Source organism: Desulfobulbus propionicus DSM 2032 (assembly GCF_000186885.1).
In the GTDB taxonomy this organism is placed as follows: Bacteria; Desulfobacterota; Desulfobulbia; order Desulfobulbales; family Desulfobulbaceae; genus Desulfobulbus; species Desulfobulbus propionicus.
Genome location: NC_014972.1, coordinates 1720261 through 1746322 on the forward strand (window position 1 = coordinate 1720261; position 26062 = coordinate 1746322).

General features: G+C 59.0%; 16 protein-coding genes and 2 pseudogenes. 13 read left to right on the plus strand and 5 right to left on the minus strand.

Annotated features, from left to right (window positions below; all coding sequences use genetic code 11):
• Positions 1-213 precede the first annotated feature (213 nt).
• The 3 genes from DESPR_RS07510 (at position 214) to DESPR_RS07520 (ending at position 8200) form a co-directional block, all read left to right on the plus strand.
• The gene (locus DESPR_RS07510; protein WP_015724203.1) at positions 214-1686 is read left to right on the plus strand and encodes a toll/interleukin-1 receptor domain-containing protein; all 1473 of its coding nucleotides are present in this window, start codon (positions 214-216) and stop codon (positions 1684-1686) included.
• Positions 1683-5825, plus strand: coding sequence for an nSTAND1 domain-containing NTPase (locus DESPR_RS17200; RefSeq protein WP_015724204.1), 4143 nt, complete (start codon positions 1683-1685; stop codon positions 5823-5825). Before DESPR_RS07510 ends, DESPR_RS17200 begins: the two co-directional genes overlap by 4 nt.
• A gap of 257 nt (positions 5826-6082) precedes the next feature.
• Entirely contained in the window at positions 6083-8200 is a 2118-nt protein-coding gene (locus tag DESPR_RS07520) for an LTA synthase family protein (protein ID WP_015724205.1), read from the plus strand.
• A gap of 45 nt (positions 8201-8245) precedes the next feature.
• Here DESPR_RS07520 and DESPR_RS07525 read toward each other — a convergent pair whose 3' ends face one another.
• From DESPR_RS07525 to DESPR_RS07535, 3 genes are read right to left on the minus strand one after another with little or no spacing between them, the layout of a single operon-like run.
• Positions 8246-8899, minus strand: coding sequence for a hypothetical protein (locus DESPR_RS07525; RefSeq protein ID WP_015724206.1), 654 nt, complete (start codon positions 8897-8899; stop codon positions 8246-8248).
• 15 nt (positions 8900-8914) lie between these two features.
• A complete protein-coding gene (locus DESPR_RS07530) occupies positions 8915-9850 on the minus strand; it encodes a S66 peptidase family protein (protein WP_015724207.1) in 936 nt (311 codons plus the stop codon).
• Positions 9843-10643 (minus strand): type III pantothenate kinase, encoded by an 801-nt coding sequence (locus DESPR_RS07535; RefSeq protein ID WP_015724208.1) that lies wholly within the window; start codon positions 10641-10643, stop codon positions 9843-9845. The genes DESPR_RS07530 and DESPR_RS07535 overlap by 8 nt, the downstream gene beginning before the upstream one ends.
• 140 nt (positions 10644-10783) lie before the next feature.
• Between DESPR_RS07535 and cutA the strand changes: the two genes are divergently transcribed.
• The 9 genes and pseudogenes from cutA to DESPR_RS07575 all read left to right on the plus strand — a co-directional run bounded on the left by cutA (position 10784) and on the right by DESPR_RS07575 (position 19983).
• Entirely contained in the window at positions 10784-11113 is a 330-nt protein-coding gene (gene cutA, locus DESPR_RS07540) for a divalent-cation tolerance protein CutA (protein ID WP_015724209.1), read from the plus strand.
• 4 nt (positions 11114-11117) lie between these two features.
• Entirely contained in the window at positions 11118-11321 is a 204-nt protein-coding gene (locus tag DESPR_RS07545; RefSeq protein WP_015724210.1) for a hypothetical protein, read from the plus strand.
• A 148-nt stretch (positions 11322-11469) separates the two neighbouring features.
• Positions 11470-12201: pseudogene (locus DESPR_RS07550) on the plus strand (NYN domain-containing protein); the annotation flags it as partial.
• A gap of 84 nt (positions 12202-12285) precedes the next feature.
• Positions 12286-12510 (plus strand): annotated as a pseudogene (locus DESPR_RS19295) (S1 RNA-binding domain-containing protein); the annotation flags it as partial.
• 41 nt (positions 12511-12551) lie between these two features.
• Complete coding sequence (locus DESPR_RS07555; protein WP_015724212.1) at positions 12552-13085, plus strand: REP-associated tyrosine transposase; 534 nt, start codon at positions 12552-12554, stop codon at positions 13083-13085.
• Between the two features lie 193 nt (positions 13086-13278).
• Positions 13279-15111 (plus strand): DNA topoisomerase IV subunit B, encoded by a 1833-nt coding sequence (locus tag DESPR_RS07560; RefSeq protein WP_015724213.1) that lies wholly within the window; start codon positions 13279-13281, stop codon positions 15109-15111.
• On the plus strand, positions 15108-17120 hold the full coding sequence (locus tag DESPR_RS07565; RefSeq protein WP_015724214.1) for a DNA topoisomerase IV subunit A: 2013 nt from the start codon (positions 15108-15110) through the stop codon (positions 17118-17120). Before DESPR_RS07560 ends, DESPR_RS07565 begins: the two co-directional genes overlap by 4 nt.
• A 62-nt stretch (positions 17121-17182) precedes the next feature.
• Complete coding sequence (locus DESPR_RS07570) at positions 17183-18865, plus strand: AIPR family protein (protein ID WP_015724215.1); 1683 nt, start codon at positions 17183-17185, stop codon at positions 18863-18865.
• Positions 18866-18888: 23 nt separating this feature from the next.
• Positions 18889-19983, plus strand: coding sequence for a histone deacetylase family protein (locus DESPR_RS07575; RefSeq protein ID WP_015724216.1), 1095 nt, complete (start codon positions 18889-18891; stop codon positions 19981-19983).
• A 60-nt stretch (positions 19984-20043) separates the two neighbouring features.
• Here DESPR_RS07575 and DESPR_RS07580 read toward each other — a convergent pair whose 3' ends face one another.
• Complete coding sequence (locus DESPR_RS07580; RefSeq protein ID WP_015724217.1) at positions 20044-21729, minus strand: methyl-accepting chemotaxis protein; 1686 nt, start codon at positions 21727-21729, stop codon at positions 20044-20046.
• A gap of 474 nt (positions 21730-22203) precedes the next feature.
• Between DESPR_RS07580 and DESPR_RS07590 the strand changes: the two genes are divergently transcribed.
• Positions 22204-22920: a PilZ domain-containing protein gene (locus DESPR_RS07590; RefSeq protein WP_015724218.1), complete on the plus strand. Its 717-nt coding sequence runs from the start codon at positions 22204-22206 to the stop codon at positions 22918-22920.
• Positions 22921-23074: 154 nt separating this feature from the next.
• On the opposite strand, the gene DESPR_RS07595 is transcribed toward DESPR_RS07590, so the two are convergent.
• Positions 23075-25783: an AsmA family protein gene (locus tag DESPR_RS07595; RefSeq protein ID WP_015724219.1), complete on the minus strand. Its 2709-nt coding sequence runs from the start codon at positions 25781-25783 to the stop codon at positions 23075-23077.
• Positions 25784-26062 lie beyond the last annotated feature (279 nt).

The following is a 26062-nucleotide window of genomic DNA, read 5'->3' on the forward strand; positions in this document are numbered from 1 at the left end:
AGGAGTGAACAGCCGGGCAACGGATCTCTTGCCGGTGTGTACAACAGCTATCCTCTTTCTATCCACTATTCACTTATTGCAAACAGGTTCGCCTCTTTATCTAATGAATCCGCGATCAATGCATTTCCGCTTTCGAGGAAGCGCATTGCAGGGGACACGCTTGGCTGCCGTTCATCGCCGAAGGCATACTCCACCACCAGAGGGCAGTTAACGATGTATGTACCACATTGCAAATACGATATTTTTATCAGTTACGCCCACGTTGACGACCTCCCCTTTCCCGGCTCATCCGCCGGCCATGCAAGAGGGTGGGTGACCACCTTTGTCGGTTGCCTCAAGACCAGGCTCGCGCAAAAATTGGGCCGCAGCGATGCCTATTCCTTGTGGATGGATCATGAAATGGAAAGCTGGCCTTACATTTCGCAACAGTTGCTCAGCAATATTCGTGATTCAGCCAGCTTGGTGGTCGTCCTCTCGCCCGGCTATGTGGCTTCACCGTGGTGCCAGCGGGAGCGCAACGCCTTTTTGGCTCTCCTGGAGGAACATGTGGCCCGTCCGGTGTTCCTTGTCGAACGGGAACGAGTGGAGGACGAGTTTCCCGCGGAACTGATGGATCGCAAGATTTTCCGCTTTTGGGTTCAGGAGCGCGAGGGCAAGGCACCGCGCATTCTGGGCGTTCCCTGCCCTGATCCGGCTGATCACGAATATTACAACCAGATCGATGACCTGTGTCAGGACATCGCGACCAATCTGAAACGTCTCAGGGGTGCCGGTGGGGCGGTCACCGCTCTTGCCGCATCCTCTCCATCCAGCCTCGCGCCGGCCATGGCTCCCAGAGGAAGGGTATATCTCGCCCAGGTCACCGACGACCTTGATCTCCAGCGCAACAGTGTCAAGCGGTATCTGGAACAGGCCGGGGTGGAGGTGCTGCCGGCCACCTGGTATTCCCAGGATCCCAAGATCTTTCGCGCTCACGCCGAACAAGATCTTGAACGTTGCGACCTGTTCGTGCAACTGATCAGCGAGACAGCGGGCAAGAGACCGGAAGACCTGCCCCAGGGGTATCCGCAGTTTCAGTTGGAGCTGGCCCTGGCAACCGATAAGCCCATTCTCCAGTGGCGAAACCCGACATTGGATTGTGCAGCCATCGAGGATAAGGCGCACCAGGCGTTTCTAACGGCAACAACGGTACGCTCCGAGGGGCTGGAAGATTTCAAAGGCGAGATCCTCAGGCGGCTGGTTACTCCGCCTGTGACTCACGGGTTGAAGAAGAGCGTCTATGTATTCGTGGACATGGAATCGGCGGATCGCCCTTTTGCCGAGCAGATCTGCGATATCCTCGATCGGTACGGCGCGGAATACGTACTGCCGGTGCAGAGCGACAATCCAACGGAAAACCGGCACGACCTGGAGCAGAATCTGGTCGAATGCGACGCGCTCATCGTGATCTATGGCAGCGCGACCAAAACCTGGGTGCGCGGCCAATTGCAGGAAGCCCGCAAATCGGTCGCCTTGCGGAAAACGCCGCTGCGCGCCCTGGCCGTGTTTGAAGGGCCGCCCGAGGAAAAGGCGCCGCTGGACATGAAAATCCAGGGAATGCAGGTGCTCGATCATCGCAAGGGCATCAACGAACACCAGGTGCGGCAATTTCTTGACAGCCTGGTGGTGGCGGAGGCCGGCTCATGAGCACACGTCAACCGTACCCCGGCTTGCGCCCCTTTGACCGCGACGAGGCCGACATCTTTTTTGGCCGGGAAGAACAGACCGACGATCTGCTCAGCCGCCTCAACGCCAGCCGTTTTCTCGCCATTGTCGGCACGTCCGGATGCGGCAAGTCGTCCCTGGTCCGCGCCGGCATGATTCCCGCCCTGGAGACCGGTTTCATGGCCGCCGCTGGCTCACGCTGGCAGTTCGTGCAGATGCGGCCGGGCAGCCACCCGATCTGCAGATTGGCCACCGCCCTGGTCGACGAGGCGGAGCTGTTGCACGAGGGAGAGGAGCGATCGCAGGCCTTGGGATTCCTCAACGCGGCTCTGCGGCGGGGGCCAATGGGCCTGATTGACGCCTTGCGCCACACCCCGTTGCCGCCCCACACCAACCTGTTGATCCTGGTCGATCAGTTCGAGGAAATTTTTCGCTTCCGCCGGGAGGGAGACCGGGACGAGGCCGATGCCTTCGTGGCGCTGCTGCTGGCCAGCGCGCAACAACGCGATCTGCCGGTGTATGTCGTTTTGACCATGCGCTCCGATTTCATCGGCAGCTGCGCCCTGTTCAACGGTCTGCCCGAAGCGCTCAATCAGAGCCAATACTTGACTCCCCGCTTGAGCCGTGAACAACAACACATGGCCATTGTTGGCCCGGCACGCGTGTTCGGCGGCGAGGTGGAACCGGAACTGGTCAACGCGCTGCTCAACGCGATGGGCACGGACCCGGATCAACTGCCGCTGCTCCAGCATTTGCTGATGCGGTTGTGGCATGTTGCCGGATCGGTGCCACCGTCGTCTCCCGGTACGCCTTATCCAGGGGATGGTTCGTCGACACGGCTGTTGACCATGGACGACTATGAAGCGGTCGGCGGTTTGCAGCAGGCCCTCTCCAACCATCTCAACGAGGCGTATGGGGAGCTGGACGGCAACCAGCGGCAGGCGGCCGAGATTCTGTTTCGTCGCCTGTCCGAACGAGGAACGGAACAGCGCGACATCCGCCGGCCCACGGTGTGCGTGGAGATAGAAGAGCTGATCGGTATCCGCCATGACCAACTGGTTGCCGTGGTGGAGATCTTCCGCGCCCCTGATCGCAGTTTCCTTACCCCGCGGCAGCCAGAAGAGATTTTTCCCAATACCGTGCTGGATATCGCCCATGAATGCCTGATCCGCCAGTGGGACCGGTTGCGCGGCTGGGCAAGGGAGGAAGCGCGGTCGGCGGAAACCTACCGTCTTCTCGAACGGGCGGCGCAGCGCAAGGAAGAAGGCGAGGGCGGGTTTTATCGTCCCCCTGAATTGGAGGCAGCCCTGGCCTGGAGGGAACGGGAACAGCCTTCTCCGGTCTGGGCTCGGCGCTACGGCGGCGATTTTGCGCAGGCCATGCGGTTTTTAGCTGAAAGCGAGCAGGTCCACCGGTCCGAAGAAGCCCGGGCGGAAGAACGCCGGCGCAAGGAACTGCGCCGAAACCGCGTGCTCGCATGGGCCGGGGGGATGGCCACCGTCCTGCTGCTTGCCTTCATCGGCTTTTCGTCGTTGAATTGGGTGGTTCCTCACCGCATCTACTGCAAGGACTTCACCAAACAATGGGGGAAGATCGTCCCCATCGGCCGCTTGCCTTCCTCGGCGGTCAGCCATCGATCATGGACCATTCGCCTGACCAGCAAGGGCTGGAGCGGTGACATCCGAACCATGGAAGTGATCGATGCCCGCCATCAGCTCACTCCCAACCATTTCATCGGCACCTATTTGACCGACGCAAGACTGGTCACAACCCGGCAGGAAAAAGAATCGCGCTATGAATTGGCCTTTGACCGCGCCGGCCGGGTGGTTTCCGAGACTGCCTTCGATCGGTTTGGCCGGATGGTCTGGGGCGCGGTGCACGCTCCGTATACCGAAGCGGAAGGGGTCCGGCCAACATCGACCCGGGCCACCTACCTGGGGCCGGATGGTCATCCTCAGCCGCAGGGTCGAAGTCGGGCCGAGTTTGTTGCAATTCGCTACGACACGAATGGCTTTGAGGAGGAATTGCGCTACACGGACCGGCAAGGCCGACCCATGCCGGGCCCAGACAACGCATTCGGCCAACAACGAATCTACGACAGCCGGGGACGGGAAATCCGCCGAACCTCGCTCAATGAGCGCGGACAGCCGATGGTCGACAAGGTGGGCAATGCAGTGGCTGAAGTTGACTATGACCCTGAAGACAATATTGTTGCGTCACGATTCCTCGACACCGCCAATCAGCCGACCCTGGTCAATGCCGACTATGCCAGCACCCGACTGGCTTATGACCGGTGGGGGCGGATGACCGAGCAGCGATTCTTTGGCTTGCGTGGCGAACCCGTCGTGGAGACGGGGCAGACCGGCGCCCACTGGATTGTCTGGCAATACGACGACCGGGGCAACGTCACCCATATCCGTCTGTACGATGCAGCCGATGCGCCCATGGTCGGCGGCAAGGGGTATTTTGATTTTCCCGCCTTTGAGCAGCGTGCGTCCTTCACCGAACACAATCGTTTGAAAACGGTTGCCTACTTCGATCAAGGCAACGCTCCACTGACCGGCCCCGAAGGCTGGCATGGCTACCGGATCGAGTATGATCAGCGCGGCTTTGTCGCCCAAATCAGCTATTTCGATCAAAACCTCAAGCCGGTCAACCTGCGCTCGTTCGGCTGGTCGCATTGGGCACGGGTGAACAATGCTTTTGGCCAGCCTCTTGAAGAACGGTTTTTCGACCAGGACAACCAGCCGGTGACCACGCTTGACGGCGGCTATCACCTGCGCAGGAACGCATACGATCCGGCTGGCAACTGTATTGCGCAAACTCATTTCGACGTGGACGATCAACCCGTGGCCGACAAAACCAACGGAGCTCACCGAGTGGCAACCGAGTTTGACCGTTTTCGCAATCCGGTCATGGTCGAGTATTTTGCTGCTGGGGACATGCGGATCAATACGAACCAGGGGGTGCATCGGCAGCAATCGACCTACGATGACTACGGCGGGCTGACGGACAGCAGTTGGTACGACAAGGACAACCGCCCTGCCAATGGACCAGACGGCGTGCATCATGTTGCCTATGCCTACGATCAGCGGGGGATGATAACCCGCATGGAACGATACGATGCCAAGGGGCAGCCGGCTGTCGGCAAGGATGGCATGCATAAGGTGGTGTACGACCATAACGACAAAGGCCAGGAAATCAAATGGCAGGCGTTTGCTCTGGACGACAAACCGGCGGAAGACTCCGAGGGCAACCATCTGGCGATCAACGAGTTTGACCCGTGCGGCCGCGAGATCCGCAGTACCCGGTTGCGGGCGGATAACAGCCCCAACTGGGACCGCCAGTTGGGAATCGCCACCCGAAAACAGGTGTGGGACCGAGAAAACCGCTGGATCGAGCAGGCCTATTACGATGCCGAGGAACATTTGGTCATGGGGCCGTTCGGGGCCGCCAGACAAATTGCTGTCTATCAGGCCGATGGCCGCGAGGAAATTCACCGCCATTTTGGAGCGAACGGCCAACTCGTCTACAACCCGTTGGTCGGATATGCCGAGTTGCGCCTTCGTCGGGGCGATAACCACACCCTGTTGAGCGTGACCTTTTGGGGGTCAGATGGTTCCCCGATCAATGGTCCCCATGGCTATCATCGCGCCCAACAAGCGGAGGGATCATCGGAGGACAAGCGTTATTTCGATGCCCAGAACCATGAATGGCCCGCGCTGAGTCCGGAGGCCGCTGTTCCCATCATCTACATTACCGAGATCACCGACATCAAACAGCCCGCCGCCAAAGCCGGTCTGCACGCCGGCGACGTGTTGTGGCAATACGGCGATTGGTCGTTTGCCGGTGCCCTGGAGGCAGAACGTGCTCAGGGGAACACGACCGACCCGGTCTTGCAGGTATGGCAAGCTTTTTGGGACGAAGTCGCATACTGGTTCTGGAGAGAGGACCCAGAGGGGTCGGTGACCGTGCCGGTGATCGTGATTCGCGATGGGCAACCCGAGCGCTTGACTCTTTCGCCGCTTCCGCAAGATTTCGACCGTACCGGGCTGCGTTGCGATCAGCGGATGGTACCGAGTGCCTTGTTCGAGGCATGGAAAGCCGCAGCGGCAAAGTAACCGGCTCGCCCTCGCCTTGACGGGGAAAAGCACTGCTCTTTCCCTCTCCCTCGCCGTGCTTGAGCCGCTGGTCATCCGTGGCCGATCCGCCGCCAGTGTCTGGCCGGCGATCGGTCGTCCCTCAAGCCAGTCAGGGTTTCCGCTGCTGGATCATTGACGCTTGCTGCCCGCTTTTGTTAGTATTGCGTTAGCAACCCGTTTTCATCCTTGATCATTTTCCGCCTTGCATCGCCGCGTTTCCGCTGGAGTTCCCGTTTGTGAAAAATATTATCGCCTCCTTCTTTCTGCTCATCGCCTGTTTTTTGCCCGCGGTCTGGCGGCTGGTCTACCAGGGATTGGGGGAACCCATTGGCCTGCTGTCCGACCTCGGCTGTGGCCTGGGCATTCTGCTGCTCTCCCTGTTCAGCCCCCATTGGGTCCGCATCCCGGTGCTGATTCTCTGGGTATTGGCCCAGGCAGCGGCCCGCGAGCTGATCCTCACCATGCAGCGGCTGCCCAATTGGCAGGATTTGCAATACCTGGCCGATCCCGAGTTCATCGCCAACAGCACCTCCGGATTCAATCTATCGTCCCCCTATCTGATCGGTGTGTTCATCCTCTCCACGCTGCTGGCCTGCTGCTTTCCAACCAGACGGCCAGGACGGCAATGGCTGCTGCGGGGCAGCGCGGTGTGTGTGGCCCTGCTGCTCGCCCATACCGTGGTGAACAGCCGGTTCGACAAGCAGAGCGTCATTGCCCGCTACAATCCCATGCACTGGTTCGCCGTCGACAGTCTGACCTCGGCGCTGCAGCGGCAATCCCTGCCCGATGCGGCCAGTCTGCCCACGGGCCTCAACGAGCTGGAGCTCGACGCCCCCTCCCTGCTCGCCAAGAAGGGCAGGGCCAAGAATGTGCTCATCGTCATTCTCGAAGGCATTCCAGGCATGTACCATCCGGAAATCGGCAAGACGATGAACATGGCTTCCACGGACATCGAGATGCACCGTCTGGCCGCGGCCACCAGCGAGGCCATGCTGATTCCCGATTTCACCGCCCACAGCCACCAGACCATCCGCGGCCTCTACTCGATCCTGTGCGGCGATTTCAGCAAGCTGTCCTGGGACACGCCCAAGGCCTTTGAACTCCAGTCCAACCCGGCCCGCGCCCAGGACTGCCTGCCTTCCCTGATGAGTCAGTTCGGCTGGTCCACCCATTTTCTCCAGGCCGCTGGCCTTGGTTTCATGGGCAAGGACCGGATCATGCCGCGAATGGGCTTTCAGCAGGTGCACGGCACCGAGTGGTTCACCGAGCCCAATCCCTACCCGTTTGAATGGGGGGTGGTGGACAAGGTCTTCTTTCAGGGCGCGGCCAAGTATATTGCCCAGCTGCGCGCCAAGAAGCACCCCTGGATGCTGACCTTGCTGACCGTGGGCACCCATCAGCCCTATGCCGTGCCGGACGATGTCGCCAGCCATTTTGGTTCGCGGAAAGATGCCACCGTGGATCTGCTCGACCAGGCGGTGGCCGAGTTTATCGAGCAACTGCGCCGGGATGGCGTGCTCAAGGATACCCTGGTGATCATCACCTCGGATGAATCCCACGGCTCGCCCTTGGCTGATTGGGTGAGCAGCTGGGGACTCGGCATGGTGTTGGCGCCGGAACAAAAACGGCTGCCGAGGATCAAGGAAGGCGGCTTCGGTCTGGTGGACATCACGGCCTCGGTGCTCGATTACCTGCAGGTCAAGATGCCGCCGACCCTGATCGGCCGCAGTTTTTTCCGCGTCTACGACACGCCACGGGAGATGGTCTCCTATACCACCTCGAAACGGCGCTGGCATACCGTCGACAACCGGCGCTACGAGTGTGCCGATGACGGTCGCTGCCGCGTGGGCACGGCCCCAAGCCTGCTCGGTCCGCCGCCGGCCGAGTTTGTCGCCGACCGTGACGGCGGTCCGCGGCTGGCCGGCATTGCCCGTGTTCTGGATCAGAAGCTGCTCACCGACGAAACGACCAAGACTTTGCAGTTTGCCAACGGTGAACGGCGCAAACTGCCGGAAAAAATCACCAACGAATGGGGGGATAACCTGGTGGGGGCGCAATACCTCGATTTCCCGGCAAAATCAAAGGTGCAGGTGGCCATCCGCTATACCGCGCTCAAGGCGCCGCCCGCCGGCATCCAGCTCAAACTGCTGGTCAAGGAGTGGGAATACACCCAGCACGACATTCCCATCCCGGTCTTCCCGGTGGTGCACAAAGGCGAGGAGGGCGAGGTGGAGTTCGAGTTCGCCAATCCCAAGGCCCGCCAGTATTTTTCCTTTCACCTGCTGGGTGAAGGCAAGAATGCCGAGATTCGGATGGACGAGTTCAATGTGACCATCGACCAGGAGGAAGGATGACCCGGCTGTCTGGTTGGCCGACGGGGAGAGAGGCGCGGGCGGTGCTCAGAACAGGCTGAAGCGGACGTTCCAGCCGCAGGCCAGGATGGTGCCCATGACCGGGGATTTGATCTCGCGGGGGTGAAAATCGTAGTCGTGGTCGTCGAGGGTGGGGTAGTCGTCGATGCGGCGTAGGCGGGCCGACCGGGCCCGCAACAGCGGCAGGGGAATATGACGGCGGCTGACCGTGACCTGCTGTGGACAGATGAGAAAATCGGCATGGCGTATCCGATCCACCAGAATGACCGTGCGGGTGTCGGGGTCAAAACGGCAGTGCAGCTCAAACAGGCGATCGATGCCCAAACGGCTGAGGAGTTCGCACCATTGCATTGCCGCGATGCGCCAGGTGACGATGATTTTCTTTCGTTTGGCTGTTGCCGCCACCGGACAGGCCATGGCATTGACGGCCAACAGCCGCTCCCGCAGGGTTTCCAGGGGCAGGGGGTCGGCGGTGGCGGGAAAAAACCAGATGTTCTTCAGCAGGATGTTGGCCAGCCCAAGCAGCAGCAGAGGGAGCAGGGCAACCCACAGGGAGAGCGTCAACAGATAGGCCGGTGCGTCCAGACTGGCGCGCGCCGCCAGCAACGGCAGCAGGCTGATCGGCGCGATCAGCAGCAAGGCAAGCAGTGCCAGCAGGGTGAGCAGGCTTCGTTTCAGCATCGCAGGCCGCCGGTCTCAAACAAGGGTAACCGAACCGGGCAAGAGACTGAGAACGCCGCTGGCGGAATCCATCATTGCTTCCATACCGATGGGCAGGGCCAGGTTGCGTTCCCGGTGGCCCACCGGGACCCGGGCCCAGATCGGAAACCCCGGTCCAGCCAGTTCTAACACCCGCGCCCACACCGCCTCCTGCAAGCGGAGATTATCCACTGCATTGCCGCCGGTGTCGAACTCGCCGAGCAGCAGGCCGGTCAACCCCTGGAGACGTCCGGCCAGGGCCAGTTGGGTCAGCATGCGATCCAGCCGGTAGAGCGGTTCATTGGTGTCTTCCAGCACCAAAATGGAGCCTTCCCATGGGATGTCCCAGGGGGTGGCCAGCAGGTGCACCAGGGTGGTGAGGTTGCCGCCCGCCAACCGTCCCCGGCCAGTGCCGCCGCGCAGGATTTCCAGCCCCTTGGGCTTGATCAGTTCCTCGAAAGAACCGGTGAGCAGGCTAAAGAGCGCGGCCTGATAGGCCGGTTCGCTGCCGGCCAGCGAGGTGGCCACCGGCCCATGGATGGTGATCAGATTGGCCCGTTGGTGCAGGCTGTTCAGAAGCAGGGTCACGTCGCTGAAACCGGCCAGCCACTTGGGGCGCTGGCGAAACAGTTCCCAGTCGAGGTGCTCGATCATCCGCAGGCAGCCGTATCCGCCGCGAATGGCGAGGATGGCCTTGACCTCCTCATCGTTCCACAGGGCATGGAGATGTTCGGCCCGACGGGCATCGTCGTCCGCCAGATAGCCGGCAACCGGCTCGGCTGGGCCGCGCATCTTGACCTTGAATCCCGCCTCTTCGATGACCTTGATCCCGGCTTGCAGACGGTGCACCTCCCGCACCGGTCCAGCCGGACAGAACAGGCCGATGGCATCGCCGCGTTGCAGCCGGGGGGGCAGAAGAGGCGCTTCAGGCATCTTTGCCCTTGCAGTTGAGGCGGTAGATCAGCTGCAGGCCGGTGAGGGTCAGCTCCGGATCGATCTCGTCGATGGTGTGGGTGTAGGGTTTGATCAACCCGGCCATGCCGCCGGTGGCAATGGTCTTGGCCCGTTCCTGATTCGGGGTCAACTGGCGGCTCAGCACCTCGACCATGCGGTCGACCAGGCCGCCGAAGCCGTACAGGGCGCCGCTGTGGATGGCCTTGACCGTGGTGGTGCCGATGGGGTGGTCCGGGGTGACGTCGATGTCCAGCCGGGGCAGCTTGGCGGTGCGGGTGGCCAGGGCGTCGAGCGAGATGCCGATGCCCGGATGGATGGTGCCGCCGACATAGGCCGGCTGTTCGTTGACGCAGTCAAAGGTGATGGCCGTGCCGAAGTCGATCACGATCAGTGGCGCCTGAAACCGATCCCAGGCCGCCACAGCATTGACGATCCGGTCCGCCCCGACCTCGGCCGGGTTCTCGGTGGCCACTTCCATGCCGAGCTTGAGCGTATGGTTGACCGACAGCGGCGGCTGGCGCAGCTTGGTCAGGTAGCTGCGGGCAAAGTGGAGCCAGCTGGTCTCCAGGATGGGCACCACCGAGGCGATGATGAAGCCGGTGATCCGGTCCGGATTGATGCCCGCCATCTGGAAGAGGCCGTGGTAGCGGATGGCCAGCTCGTCGGCGGTGCGGTCCTGACGCGACTGCAGCCGCCAGTTGCCCATCAGTTGACCTTTTTCGAAAATACCGCTGACGGTATGGGAGTTTCCGACATCCACGGCTAGAAGCATGGCATCACCTGTTCGGGTTGGAAGGAAAACGCTGTGGTTTGTTTTTTTGCAAAGCGCTGGTAAAATAGCCGAATTTGTCCAATTAATCCAGTCCGAGCTGGAACCTCAAGGCGTGTTGCCCGATTTTCAAGGAGAAAACCATGACCCCCTACATCCAGGTAGTGACCACCGTGGCCGACCGGACCGTTGCCGAGCGGTTGGCCGCCCATCTGCTCGAACAGCGGCTCGCGGCCTGCGTCCAGATCACCCCGTGTACCTCCTGGTACCGCTGGCAGGGGGCGATCGAGCAGGGCGAGGAGATGGTCTGTACCGTCAAATCGCGCCGTGATCTCTTTCCCGAGCTGTGCCGTGCCGTCCGTGCCCTGCATCCCTACGAGGTGCCGGAGATCCTGGCCTCGCCGGTGGTGGACGGCGGCGAGAGTTATCTCCACTGGCTGGAGCAGGAACTGCGCCCGGCCAAGGAGGACTAAGCCCATGAGCGAGGACAAAAAAAAACCACGCGGCCGCCGCAAGAAAGAGTTCCGCTGCCACTGCTGCAAACAGGAAAAGCCCTTCTGCTGGAGCTGCACCTGCGGCTTTCAGATCTGCCCCGACTGCTTCGAGGAAAACAAGTGGGGCATCAGCAACGGCCCCACCTGGGTCTGCCCCGACTGTGAGCGGGTGCATATAATGGAGTGAGGTTTTCGGAAGAGAGGCTGTATCTTCCGGGTTGTGAGACGGGACGCTGGAGCGTCCAAAAGGCGTTCCCACGCTGGAGCGTGGGAACGATCAAAATAGAAGTGATCAAGGAGCGTGTGTGGTGAGTAACGGGAAAGAATCCCAAGCAATGCTGGCGGTCCTCATTGATGCGGATAATGCGCAACCGTCTGTAACAGACGCGTTGATGGCTGAAATTGCCAAATATGGAATTGCGAGCGTCAAGCGCATCTATGGTGACTGGACTACTCCGCATTTAGTTGGGTGGAAATCTATCGTCCTAGAATATTCCATTCAACCCATCCAGCAATTTCGTTACACTACCGGTAAGAACGCCACCGACAGCGCCATGATTATAGATGCGATGGATTTACTGTACACTAGGAGGTTTACGGGGTTTTGTTTGGTATCAAGCGATAGCGATTTTACACGTTTGGCTTCACGAATTCGCGAGGAAGGTTTTCCTGTATATGGATTTGGGGAGCGAAAAACGCCTCAAGCTTTTGTGTCAGCCTGCGATAAATTCATCTACACCGAAGTGCTGTGTACCGAAGAGCACGAATTATCCTCTGGCCACGCATATATCCGTGTCCCGGAAACCACGAATGCATTAAAAGGCGACGCCAAGTTAGTCAATCTCATGAGACGAGCGATTGAAGCAGCGTCTGATGAAAATGGATGGGCACTATTAAGCGGGGTGGGGACGAATATTGCCAAACAATCACCTGAATTTGATCCCCGAAACTACGGTTACACTAAACTCGGTGAACTCGTTAAAGCCATGCAGTTATTTGAAATCGAGAAACGCGGCAATCGAGGTAACCAATCAACGGTTATCTATATCCGCGATCAGCGAAAAAAACGACTGCCTGAGACGCCCTCACTATCAATAGATCCGGTTTTTGTGAAACACTGGGATCAGTTTTTTGCCCGCTACAACGAAGGTGACAGCTTGGATGGAGTCATTGAAAAGATTACTCCTTTTTTGGGACTATTTATCACCATGCCAATCCAAGGATTAAAAGGACTCCTTCATAAATCCAACCTTCCTGAGGACTTTCTGACACGTTTTAAGATCGGTCAAACGATATCCGTAACGATTAAAGCAATCCGAAAAGAGAAGTATCAGGTTGAACTGCAAAGAAATCCGTCATTATGCGAGGAGGATTGATCGTTCCCACGCTCCAGCGTCCCCGTTGAAAGAGAAAACCCATGGCCAGAAGCCGCTACGTGATCCTGGAGCCGGACAAACCCCATTTTCTGACCTGCACGGTTGTCGAGTGGCTGCCTGTCTTCACCCGTCCGGATGCGGTGCGGATCCTCCTGGAAAGCTGGTCTCGTCAACGGGCAAACGCTGGGTTGCGGCTCTACGGCTACGTGATTCTGGAAAACCACCTGCACTTCGTGGCCCAGGCCCCGCGTCTGGACAAGTGTCTGCACAGCTTCAAGTCCTTCACCGCCGCCCGGCTGATCGAGCTGCTGGAGGCGCACCGGGCGGAGCGGCTGCTGGCTCGCCTGCGACTGGCGAAACGGGCGCACAAGCACGACCGGCAATACCAGTTCTGGCAGGAAGGCTCCCATGCCGAACTGATTGTCAGCGAACCGGTGCTGCGGGAAAAGCTGGAATATGTCCATCACAACCCGGTGAAACGGGGATACGTGGACCTGCCCGAGCATTGGCGGTATTCGAGTGCGCGGAATTATCTCGGACAGCCGGGTTTGATCGAAATCGATCCGTGGTTCTGAACGGAAAGGGACGCTCCAGCGTCCGGGATGCGTCCCCCCGCTGGAGCGGGGGAACGATCAACGCGATCTAACCGTAAGCAACATCCTGCCGGTATCTCCGTGATCATCCGCCCAGGGCATCATTCACCGTTTACCTTTCGCCAAGAACCTGCTATTCACCTACCCACCTATCCACTTCTACCTCGAATCACCCATGACCGAACATCAGTACGACGAATCCAAGATCAAGACGCTCAGTTCGCTGGAGCACATCCGCAAGCGGCCGGGCATGTACATCGGCCGCCTCGGCGACGGCTCCCATCCGGATGACGGCATCTATATCCTGCTCAAGGAGATCCTGGACAACGCGGTCGACGAGTTCATCATGGGCCACGGCAAGCGGATCGATATCCATATCGGCGAGGACGGCCTCTGCCGGGTACGCGACTACGGCCGCGGCATTCCGCTGGGCAAGGTGGTGGAGTGTGTGTCGGTGATCAACACCGGCGCCAAGTACAACACCGAGGTGTTCCAATTTTCGGTCGGTCTCAACGGCGTGGGGACCAAGGCGGTCAACGCCCTCTCGAGCCACTTCACGGTCACTGCCTTCCGCGACGGCCGGTACAAGACCGCCGTCTTTGCCCAAGGGCTATTGCAACGCGAGGAAGAAGGCGAGACCACGGAGAAGAACGGCACCCTGATCGAGTTTCTCCCCGACAGCGAAAGTTTCCCCGGCTTTCGCTTCGATCCCCAGTATGTCGACCAGCGACTGTGGCGCTACGCCTATCTCAACGCGGGGCTGAGCCTTTATCTGGATCGCGATCTCTATCTGTCCAAAAACGGCCTGCTCGATCTCCTGGATCGCGAGGTGAGCAGCGAACGGATCTATCCGCCGATCCATTTCGTCGACAAATCGATCGAATTTGCCTTCACCCACACCGACGACTACGGCGAGTCCTACTTCTCGTTTGTCAACGGTACCTACACCAGCGAGGGCGGCACCCATCTGTCCGCCTTCCGTGAGGGCATTCTCAAGGGCATCAACGAGTTCACCGGCAAGAAGTTCAACGGTCTGGACGTGCGCGACGGCATTGTCGGCATCCTGGCGGTCAAGGTCCAGGAGCCGGTGTTCGAGTCGCAAACCAAGAACAAGCTGGGCAACACCGACATTCGTGGCCCCATTGTCAACGCGGTTAAGGATGCGGTGGCCACCCACCTGTACAAGTTTCCGGAGACGGCCGAAGTCTTGGTCGACAAGGTGCAGCGCAACGAGCGGGTGCGGCGGGAGTTGCAGTCGGTGCGCCGCGACGCCAAGGCCAAGGCCAAGAAGATCGCCTTCAAGATCCCGCAGCTCAAGGACTGCAAGTACCACCCATCGCGCGGCCAGGCCTCCAAGCCGGGCCGGGAGAACATGCTCTTCATCACCGAGGGCCAGAGTGCCGCCGGCTCGATCGTCAGCGCCCGCGACCCCATGACCCAAGCGGTGTTCAGCCTCAAGGGCAAGCCGATGAACGTGCTCGGCCAGCGGCTCGACGTGCTTTACAAGAACGAGGAGATGTACTCCTTGATGCAGGCCCTCAACATCGAGGACTCGATCGCCGATCTCCGTTACGACAAGGTCATCCTGGCCACCGACGCCGACGTCGACGGCCTCCATATCCGCAACCTGCTGCTGACCTTTTTCCTCCACTACTTCGAGCAGCTGATCAAACAGGAGCGGGTCTATATTTTGGAGACGCCGATCTTCCGGGTGCGCAACAAGGAAAAGACCTTTTACTGCTATTCCGATCGCGACATGGACGAGGCCATCACCGCGCTCAAGGTCAAGAGCAAGGCCGACCGGGCGGTGGAAACCACCCGCTTTAAGGGGCTGGGCGAGATTTCGCCCCCCGAATTCAAGCAGTTCATCGGCCAGGATATGCGGCTGCGGCAGGTGCGGCTTGATCGTCTCAGCGAGGTCAGCCGGGTGCTCAAGTTCTACATGGGCAAGAACACGCCGGAGCGCAAACAATACATCATGGACCACCTGATCGTGAGGCCGGTATGAGCGAAACCACCGAGCAGCCGCGCGGCAAGCTCCATCAACTGTTCGATACCAATTTTCTCGACTACACCTCCTACGTGATCCGCGAGCGGGCCATCCCGGATGTGGACGACGGCCTCAAGCCGGTGCAGCGACGCATCCTCCAAACGCTCGCCAACATGGACGACGGCCGTTTCCACAAGGTGGCCAACGTGGTCGGCGAAACCATGAAGCTCCATCCACACGGCGATCAATCGATCTTCGATGCCTTGGTCAACCTGGCCAACAAGGGCTATCTGATTGACCGCCAGGGCAACTTCGGCAACATCTTCACCGGCGACCAGGCCTCGGCGCCGCGTTACATCGAGTGCCGATTGTCGCCGCTGGCGCGCGAAACCCTGTTCAACAAGGACCTGACCGAGTTCATCGACTCCTACGACGGCCGCATGCAGGAGCCGGTACGGCTGCCGGCCAAGATCCCGCTGCTGCTGCTCTTGGGTGCGGAAGGCATTGCCGTGGGCATGGCCACCAAGATCATGCCGCACAACTTCGGCGAGCTGCTCCAGGCCCAGATCGATTACCTGCGCGGCCAGGAATTTGTGCTCTATCCGGATTTTCCCCGCGGCGGCATCATTGATGTCGCCGATTACAACCACGGCAACGGCCGTATCCGCTGCCGGGCCAAGCTGGAACAGCCGGATTCCAAAACCATCGTCATCACCGAGCTGCCCTACAATCTCACCACCCAAGCCCTGATCGAGTCGATCGAGAAGGCGGCCAAGGCGAACAAGCTCAAGATTGCCTCGATCAACGACTACACTGCCGAAAAGGTCGAAGTCGAGATCAAGCTGGCGCGAGGGGTGCTCGCGGAGGAGACCATCGACGCCCTCTACGCCTTCACCGACTGCGAGCTGAGCGTTTCGCCCAGCCTGGTGACCATTGTCGACAACATGCCGCGACAGATGGCGGTCGAGGAGGTCCTGCGGCGCAACACCGACCGGCTGGTGGCCAACCTGGAGCGCGAACTGCAGATCGAATTGGGACGGCTGGAGGACAAGTGGCACGCGCGTAAGCTGGAGCAGATCTTCATCGAGGAGCGGCTCTACAAGCAGATCGAGGAGAAGACCAATTACAAGGAGGTGCAGGCCACGGTCCGCGACTCGTTGCTCCCCTTTGCCAACGAACTCAAGCGCAAGATCACGCCCGAGGACGTTGAGCGGCTGCTGGAGATCAAGATTCGCCGTATCTCGCGCTATGACATCAATCGCCAGCAGAAGGAACTGCGCGACATCGAGAAGCAGATCGGTCAGATCAAGAAGCACCTGACCGACATGATCGGCTTCACCGTTGCCTACCTCGGGGAACTGGCAGCCAAGTACGGGTCGCAATTTCCACGAGCTAGCGAGCTGCGCGCCTTTGACGAGGTCGATGCCCGCGCTGCGGCCCTGTCCAATCTCACCGTCGGCTACCACCGCGAATCAGGCTTTCTTGGTCACAAGATCAAGGCTGAGGACGAGGCGCATGACCTGGATTGTGCCTGTTCCGAGTACGACCGGCTCTTGCTGATCTTCAAGGACGGCCTCTACAAGGTGATCCATGTGCCGGACAAGCTGTTTGTCGGGCCCGACCTGTACTGGCTGGGGGTGGTGAAGAACGATCTGGTGTTCAACCTGATTTATCGCCACGGCCCGGAGAACCTGGCCTATGTCAAACGCTTCGCCACGCCCAAGTTCATCCTCGGCCGGGACTACCGGCTGTTCGAGGCGGACAAGCGATCCGCCATCCTGCTGTTGCTGCTCGGCAAGGAGGGGTTGCGGGTGCGGGCCAGCTTGGCGCCGTCGGCCCGGGCCAAGTACAACGCGGTGGAAATCGAACTCGACGAGGTGCTGATCAAGGGCGTGAGCGCCAAAGGCAAGCGTATTGCCAACCGGGCCGTGCGCCGGGTGACCGACATCACCGGCACCCCCAAAAAAGCGCCGGTCAGTCCGCTGGAACTGCCGGGTTTCGGTGGTGGCAGCGGGGAGAAAGAATAGGTGATGTGCTGTCGTTCCAATCAACAGGCAGGTATCAGAAAGATTTCTAAAGGAGATCGTTCGTGAATATTAATGCTTCGATTATTGACCAGCGCCTTTCTGGTATTCAAGAAGAGATACGCGACCAGGCTCAAGCCGAACTGAAAATCAATGATCCTGAAAAATTAAAATCTCTGGCTTTTGTCTACCTCTGTGTCAAAACCATGCTTGATCTTGACCCTGAGGAGGTTTTTGAGTGTTTAACCGAAGGAGGTGGTGATTTTGGTGTGGATGCCATGCACCTGACCGAAGAAATGGACGGTGAATTTACCGTAACCCTCTTTCAAGGGAAATATGATCGAAGCCTGACCGGTGAGAAGCAGTTCGGTGAAAATGCAATTAATGCAATGATCAATGCCGTTCGTCATATTTTTAATCCTCAGTCGCAGTTAGGGGCTATCAATGAACGGCTGAAGATCAAAGTGGAAGCTGCGCGTTCACTCATTCGTGACGGACTTATACCACGGGTGCGAGCTATTGCCTGCAATAATGGCGCGCGTTGGAATCATGCTGCTCAAGAGTCCATAACTCGGACCGGTTTCGGTGAACAAGTGACGTGGGAGCATGTCAACCACGACGTCCTGATTGGTGTGCTGCAACGGGTTAAACCTGTAAATGCAACCTTGCGGCTGACAGGAAAAGCGATCGTTGAGGATATGAATTTTAGTCGCGTCTGTATCGGTCGAATACCTGTAACCGAAATAGGTGCACTTATGCGAAACCATGGTGAGCGTCTTTTGGAACGCAATATTCGCAGGTATCTTGGACTTCATGGAAACCGAGTGAATGAAGGGATCAGTGCAACACTTCTTTCAGATAAACCTTCTGATTTTTATTTTTTTAACAACGGATTAACATTGGTCTGCAACGATTTTTCCTACAATGCCCTGCAACAAAGTGACTATATGGTCAAAGTTGAGAATCTTCAGATTGTCAATGGTGGGCAGACTTGTATGACCATTTTCAAGACTCTCGAAGAAATGCAACAGAATGATGATAGCTCTTTGAATGATGCCTCGGTTTTGGTGCGTCTCTATAAACTTCCTAAAGACAACGAAGATCTGGTGCTGAGGATAACACACGCAACTAACAGCCAAAATCCAGTTGATCTAAAAGATTTGCGATCAAACGATGAGAAGCAGCAACGTCTATCCCAGAGTATCCAGGAGTTGGGGTATACGTATCGTCGGAAACGGATGGAGACAGCAGCAAAGGCAACGGAAATAACCTCGGGAGCGGCAGCCGAGGCAATTCTTGCTGTTTGGAGACAAGCCCCGCACCAAGCAAAATTCCTGACTCGAGAGCACTTCGGCAAATTGTATCATGTCATCTTTGCAGAGGACCTCAATGGCGCTCAAGCTGTGCTTGCGGTTCTGCTGTACCGTATTGCTGAAAACCACAGAAAACGACCGGCAGAGGGCGATCCTCTTTTTGTTCGTTACGCCTCGTGCTTTATTGCCATGCAAATGGGAAAACGACTGCTGCAGGTGCTTAAGATTTCTCTTGATAAACTTGATCATCGTAATTTTGCACAGGCTAAAACGGCAATTGAAACTCATGGTGAGAACTATTTTCACGCCGCTGTGCAGGATGTTGATAGAGCCTTGAAAAGCCTTTACGGAGATCGAGAAGTCTCCATGCAGCAACTTTCCGCCACCTTCCGTCGAGGAGATCTCATTGAGCAGTTGAGCAGTAGCCCGATCTGAATTTTTGTTTTCACGATGTAAAGATGCAACAGACTCGGGTGCGAACCACAGCCGTCTACCGATCCCCCCTCTTTCTGGCCCATGAGACCGGGCGCGGCCATGTGGAGTCGCCGCAGCGGTTGCAGTGCATCTATCGGGAACTGGACCGGCCGGAGGTCGCTGCCCAGCTGCTTTTCCCCGAGTTCGGGCCGGCCCCGGTCAGCGCCATCGCCCTCAACCATAGCGACGAGCTTATCCGCGAGGTGGCCGCCACTGCCGGTCATGCCGCCTTCTATCTCGATGCCGATACCCGGACCTCGGCTGCCTCCTATGAGGCGGCCCTGCTGGCTGCCGGGGCGGTGATCGACGGGATCAACCGGCTTGCCCGGGGCGAGATCGACAACGGCTTCTGCCTGGTACGACCGCCGGGGCACCATGCCGAGCGCGATCAAGCCATGGGCTTCTGCCTGTTCAATAACGTTGCCGTCGGCGCCCGCTGGGCCAGGAAGCATTTGGGCCTGGAACGCATTCTGCTTCTCGATTGGGACCTGCATCACGGCAACGGCACCCAGCATTCCTTTTACCGCGACCCGTCGGTGCTCTACTGCTCGATCCATCAGTATCCCTGCTATCCCGGCTCCGGGGCCGTGGGGGAAGTGGGCGAGGGGCCAGGGCTTGGGTATACGATCAATGTGCCGCTCTGCAGTGGCCATGGCGATGCCGAGTATGCCCGCATCCTCAACCAGATGGTGGCGCCGCTTGTCCATGGTTACCGGCCGGAACTGATCCTGGTCTCCTGCGGTTTTGACTGCATGGCTGGCGACCCGCTCGGCGCGATGCGACTCACGGCCACGGGAATCGCCTCTATGACCCGAACCCTGGTGGAGCTTGCGGCAGAAGTCTGTGACAACCGACTGTTGCTGGTCCTGGAAGGGGGCTATGATCTCGACAACGTGCGCAGCGGCAGTCTGGCGGTACTGAGCGAATTGCATGGCGCTCCGTTGGCGGCGGAATATCCGGTGTATCTGCCTCCAGCGGACTTTGACCGGCTGCGCGCCTCCACAGCGGCCAGTGTTCATATAGATCGGGCGATTGAGGAGGTCAGGTGCTGGTGGCCTCGCGGCCCGCTGTCTCTCTAGGCAGAACCAGGCGGCCCGCATGGTCTCTGCGTGCCGCCTGGTTCTGTTTTTTCTACGTGGTTATATTTTGAATTGATTGACAATTTCCTTGAGTTCGACCGCTAGATGCTGCAGGGAGCCTGCGCTGGTGCGAACCTTGTTGCTGTTGTCGGCGATCTCGCTGGAGGCCTTGCCGACTCCGGCAATGTCACGGGACATCGAGGTGGCCACGGCCGAACTTTGGTTGACGTTTTCGTTGACTTCCTGCAAGCCCAGCGACGCCTGGGAAATATTGGAGGCAATTTCCTGGGTGGCCTTGGCCTGTTCGCCGACCGCCCGGGCAATGGTGGACACGATCTCGCTGACCCGGTTGATGACTGTGGTGATCGCGCTGATGTCGGTCACCGTTTCGGCGGTGGTCTGCTGCACACCGGCGATCTGTTCCTTGATGTTGAGGGTGGCCTCGGCGGTCTGCTTGGCCAGTTCCTTGATCTCGTTGGCCACCACCGCGAATCCCTTGCCCGCTTCGCCGGCCCGAGCCGCCTCAATGGTGGCGTTCAGCGCCAGCAGGTTGGTCTGCTCGGAGATTTCGGTGATCGTTTCGGTCACCTTGCCGATCGCCCGGGCCGCGTCGCCCAAGGCATCCATCCTGGTCGCTGTCCTGGCGGCTTGGCTGACGGCGTCCCCGGCAATCTGGTTGGCCTGCTCCACGTTCTCGGCGATGGCGCCGATGGTCGAGGTCATCTCCTCGGCGGCGCTGGCGACCATGGCAATATTGGTGGTTGATTGCTCCATGGCGGCCGCGACATTGTTGAGGTTGACGTTCATCTGCTCGGCGTCGGCGGCAACGTGCTCCGTCTGCCGGGAAGCGTCATTGGTTCCCTGGGCCAGACTGTCGGCAAACCCCAGGAGATCGGCGGACGAGCGGTCCAAGGCTTGGGTGTTGTGGCTGATTCTGCCGATGATGCCTTGCAGTTTCTCCATGAAGGTATTCAACCAGGTGGCCAGTTCGCCGATTTCATCCTGGGATCGCACCGTAAGCCGTTTGGTCAGATCGCCTTCGCCCTCGGCAATATCCTGCAAGCCGGCCACTGCCGCGTTGATCGGTTTGGCGATGACCATACCGAGCACGCCGGCCATGACCGCCGCCACCAGCGCCGCACTCAGCAAAATGACCAACAGGCCGATAAGGGCTCTCTGGTAGATGCGCCGAGCATCCTGCTGCGCCTGTTCGGCGTTGCGCAGGCTGATTTCGGTCAACTTGTCCAGATTGCCGCGCATGTTTTCAAACAGTTCGCTGGCCTTTCCCAAGGACACTTCCAGAGCTTTCTGCCGGGCCTGAGGTTCCCCGGATCGGCTGCTGTCGACAATCTGGCGCGATACCGGTTCCCAGGCGGCTCGATCCCGATCGAATTGGGCGATCAGTCCCTTCTCTTCCTCCGAATCGACCAACGTCTTGAATTGATTGAACCGCTCATCAACCTGCTGGAGATTTTTTTCATAGTCCTTGTGCAGGGTGGCAAAGATGGGAGCCTGCGGATCGGCGGCGATCATCGAACGCTCCGCCACCAGCAGCTGCTGTAAATCGCGGTCTGCTTCGATCAGTTTGTCGATACTGGGCAGGCTGACCGAGAATATTTCGTTGAGTTCCCTTTCGATGCGGGTCATGCCCTGATAGGCGACCCACCCAATGCCGGCCATGAACAGGAGAATCAGGGTGAAGGTGGCAATCAGCTTGTTGCGAATCTTCATGTGGGTAAAATTCATGGTCATCCCCTCTTGTTGATTGAGATTGATCGGGTCGGTTGCCCGGCGCGGTGCGGCAGCGGCTGCAGAAATCGCAACAGGGCCGGATGTTCCCTGGTCAGCTCCATTCTGGCCAATACACTGTAAGCCGGTGCATGGGGCCGTTCAGTTGCGGGCGGCGCTGCGGCTACGGACATTTTTTTCATTATAGGGGATGCCCGCGATTCTTCAAATTATTGTCAGGGTGTTGGGAAAAAATCCGTGGGACGATGCTGACCGGGCCATCTTGGGTCCGTTTGTGTGCCTGTTCAAGGGGGGCAAGGGCTCATTGCGTCAAGTCATGGCGTGGCCTGCAGGAGGGATGCGCGGTGCGTGTTTGTTCACCCGCCGCCAGGTTGAGATATTTTTTGACTTTATCGAAAATTACTCTGTACAATAGCGGTATTAACGCGGGAAACTGCTTGGCGCTTGGTGGTTTAATAACGTGCTTCTGCTATGACAAATTTAAATTTAAAAGTAAAAGCGACAGCCAATATCAAGAAAAATAGGTTGGTTGTGACTGTGCAAGGGAATGTCGACCAAAAATCATTGGAGAAGTTATACACAGAGATACGATTTTGTGTTGCCGATTTGAAGCCTGGGTTTGAAGTGATTAGTGATATTTCTCAGTGCAATTTGATTTATATCAGCGGTCTCCCTGTCTATAAAAAAATTATAGATTATCTTGTCGATAATAAGGTCGGCGAAATAGTCAGAATAATCAAGAATGATAATGTAAGCTTTAAACAAATAGTCAATTTTTCAGAAAAAATCCAATGTTACCGTACACTGTACGCCGAAGATCAGCAGGAGGCCGAACACAAACTGAATACCTTGATCAGAAGGGATGGCATCCGTTTTACCCTGAACAGCCTCGTTCTTGCCTATACAGCCGACGAGCGCCTTGGAACAGGCGAGCTGGTGGACATCTCGACCAGCGGTTGTTCGGTCAAGGCGCCAACCGTACCGGTGGCCGTTGGCGGGGTCATCGAGATGACCATCCGTTTTGAACAGCACCAGACCCTTGTCTCCGTTTTCCAGGCAAAGGCCCAGATTGTCCGCGCGGATACCGAGGGATTCGCGGCCCAATTCATGGATGTTGACGATACGCGAAAGGAAGCCTTGTACAATCGGTTGGCGCACGAATTCCACCAAATTTCCTTTGTGTTGTAAGCGCCGGGGCAGCGCGAATGGAGGAGGTGTTGCCTTGTTTCACCCGGAAGCCTCTGGTGGCGAGACGCGCACGCGCCAACCGGCAAGGGGCGGGGCAGCGAAAGAGAACGGTCCCCTCCGTTGCCCCGAAGAGAGCTTGTCTACAACCTGGCTGTTACCGCCGTGTTCCCCCCGGTGTCGTTTTTGGTGTGCCAGACTGGGACTGTGTCTGGCCCAGCGCGGTCCGACAGGGGTCATCGTCGGCTGTGACCTTGTCGACCAGCATCTCGCCCAATGTCGACAGGCCGCCGGTGGCCATGCCGGCGCCAACCGAGGCCGCGGTTTTCATGGTGCCGAGGGCATCGATCCCCATGCCGGGCTTGGCCAGGGTTCCGCTGACCCGCACCAAGCCCGCCAGCGGCGCGGATACCGAGATGCCCACTCCGCCACGGGGACGGGGTTTGAATCCCAAGTCAAGTCGCTCGGTACGCAGGTCGATGGTGCCGGAGCCGACCATGTCCATCTGTGATGTGCGCATGGCGATCCCTTTGTCGAAGGTGGCGATCCCGTCACGCAGGACGAACCGGACGGCAGCACATTCAATCTGGGTGGTGTTTTCGCTTTTGACGAAGGGATTGAGGGCGCCCAGCACCTGAAAGAGCAGATCGCCGCCCGCCCAATCCACCGCTTTGTTGCGCATTTGTCCCTTGCCGACGCTGAGGCGTGTTTCTCCCGAGGATGAAGCCATCAGGCTGCGCACCGAGTCGCCGCTGCCCTTGAAATTGACGTTTAAATCGCTTTTGCAGCCGCTGATCGGGCTGTTGGCGGCCAGTTGTCCTACTTCGAACCGGCGGCCGTTGAGTTGCAGGGACAGGGCCGGTGTCTTGCCAGCGGCGTTGAGGCTGGCCTCGCCCTCGAAGGTTCCGCCGGCCAGGGCGAAACGCAGGGGCTTGACGGCCAGGCGGCCGCCGTTCAGCTGCAGGGTGAGTCGCACATCACGAATCTGCTGGGTGTCGAGCTGCAGTTTACCCACCTGCAGGGCCAGATCCGCATCCACTGACCGCAGGGCATCGACTGGCAGCGGATCGGCGGGAAATAGACGACCGTCGCCTTTCTTGGCTTGGCTGCTTTTCCCCTTGGTCTTGGCGGTTGCCTTGGTCGCCGAGGCGGCCTGGGGCGGCGAAAAATCGGCGGGATTGATGGCGGCGGCGTTCAGTTTGCCGGTCACCTTGGTTCGCTTGGCCAACTGGACCGCCACCTCCCCCGCCAGATCGCTGGTGCCGAGCGAGGATTTGAGATTGCTCACCTTCCAGGTTGTGTCGCCGCCGCTGACCTTGCCGGCAAGTTGCAACGGTCCCTTGAGGGCAAGATCGCTGCCGCCGATCTTTGCCAAGGTTGTGGGATTGTCACTGGTCAGATTCACGGTCAGATCCACGCCCAGGGCCCCGGTCAAGTCCTTGATCGCGCCCTTGGCATCGACCACCAGCAGTTCGCGCCTGCCCGCCTGGACGTTGACATCGGCCAGGTTGAAGCGGCCGTCCGGATTGCCCAGCCGGGCGGCCACGGTAAACGGTCCCAGTGTCTTTGGCAGTTCGGGTTTGCTCACCCCGGCCAGGCGCACCACCTCACCCAGTTCCTTTCCCTGGGCATTCAGCTTGAGGTCGAGTCCTCGCAGGGTCGCCAATTCGGCGATACCGCCCTGAGCGGTCACCTCCAGATCCTGAAGGGTCGCCTTGAAGTCGTTGATGTTCAGGGTGGTGGGATTGCCGTTCATCCGGGCGATCACGGTCAGCGGCCCCTTGAGGGCCATGTCCTTGCCGCCGATTTTGGCCAGGGCCGCCGGGTTGTCGCTGGTCAGGTTGACGGCCAGTTCCGCCGCCAGGGCGCCGGCCAGATCCTTGATGCCACCCTTGGCCTCGACCAGCAGCAATTCGCGCCTACCCGCCTGCAAATCGAGATCGCTGAGATTGAACCGTCCTCCCGCATTGTCGACACGGGCGGTCACGGTAAAGGGGCCAAGCGTTTGCGGCAGTTCGGGGAGGCTCACTCCGGCCGCGCGGAGGACCTCGCCCAGTTCCTCGCCTTGGGCGGTCAGTTTGAAGTTGAGTCCTTGGAGAGCCGCCAGCTTGTCGATCCGGCCTTCCACATTCAGGGCGATCGCCTTGGCAGCAGCCTTGAGCTTCAGGGGCCAGGGAGCGCCGCTTAGGATGGCGTTGATGTCGCCCATGGTGCCGGCGAGATCGATCTTCTGCTCGCGTGCCGTGGTCAGCAGCTGCAACGCCAGCAGGGCGGGATCGGCGGTGTCCGGCTTGAGGGTCAGCTCGTGGATGCGCACGGTTTCAGTGGTTTTGGCTGTCCGATCGTGGAGGGCGATGACCCCGTTGCTGATTTTGACCTCCCGAAGGGTAACCGAAAATGAAGCGCCCGCCCCCTCTTGCTGCTCGGTGGCGGCTGGAGGCGCGGGCCGGCCTTGTTGGTCAGGGGGGCTGAAATCTAGGTTGCCCGGACCCTTGGCCTCGGTTTCGATGACAATGTCCGGAGCGTTGAGGAGCAGCCGGTTGATGACGATTTGCCGATTGAGCAAGGGCCGCAGGGCCATTTCGAACTCAAACCGTTCCATCTTGACCATTTCGGGCCGGGTCGAACCGGGCGGATTGGAAAGGGTGATTCCCGAAGCCACCACGCTCGGCTCCAGACCCAGGCGAATCTCCAACGGTCCGGCGATGGTCAGGGCCCGGCCGGTGGCGCTTTGCACCTGCGCGGTCAGCATCTTTTTGATGCGGTCGGGGCTGACGGATTTGACGGCGATCACCATGCCCGCCACCACCACGGCCAGCACGGCTATCGCCACTGCGCCAATTTTTACAATTGATCGAACACGCATACCTTGTTCCTCCTTCGGCAAGAGGTGGAGGCCACCTCCCGGTTTGAATGCCAGGGGCAAGAGGACGCCGGCCGAGAACAGTCGTCCATGCGTCGGGCCGCCTGATTGGGGGTACGAGTCGAATGAGCCATTCGGGCGCTGGAACAACGGCAAAAGCCGTCATTCCGTCCACCACAAACGGTGCGGATGCCGTTTTTCACTTGTTGCTTGGTAATTAAATGAATAATAACAATTTGATAATCTTTAAAGTTATTTTTCGGTAAACATTGCCGCCCCGGC